General features: G+C 49.0%; 1 pseudogene. It reads right to left on the reverse strand.

Going from position 1 to position 628, the window contains the following annotated elements:
• Window positions 1-428: 428 nt before the first annotated feature.
• Window positions 429-628: pseudogene (locus C7N83_RS15085) on the reverse strand (IS30 family transposase); the annotation flags it as partial.

Here is a 628-nt window from a genome sequence, read left to right on the forward strand (position 1 = left end):
AAATAGTACATATTTGCGGCAGCCGAGACCTTTGCAAAATATAAACACATCAACCAAAGCGGTTAATTGGGTTATCGACTAACCGCTTTGCCTTTTTGAGTACTGTTCCCGTCCTTATTTTCCCTTTGCTAGAGAGTATTTACTGTCTTTAAGGCAGCAACAGGCGCTCGAAGCCTGTTGGCCGTCTTTAACAGGTTTAGTTAGGCACACTGCTTTCAAATAGCTTTGCGTCCATACTTTCCGCAAGCCAAAATAATGCGCCCGTTTGCAGCCGAATTTACGGTACAAAGTTCCCAAGGTTTGTTCAACCGCCTTAACCTGTTTGCCGCCCAATTTTCTAAAATCCGTCCCCTTCGGGAAGGATGGCCGGATCAGTCCGTTGGTATGCGCCGCCAACCCTTTCCCGGAAAGGGTAGAGACGGCAGAAGTCAGGTTTGCATGGCCGGTACTTTGACAAAGCTCCCGTGCCGGTAAAACGCTTTGCCGTTATCCAACGTGATGGTTTGGATAACGCTTTTGAACGGTTTCAGAGCCTGATCCGCCACTCGGGCAACATCTTGTGCTTTGAAGCCGGCGGTTTTGCGGATAACGACGCATTTGGTTTTCCCCTCGACTGCAACCTGCAGTC

The organism is Neisseria iguanae (assembly GCF_003013245.1).
Lineage (GTDB): Bacteria > Pseudomonadota > Gammaproteobacteria > Burkholderiales > Neisseriaceae > Neisseria > Neisseria iguanae.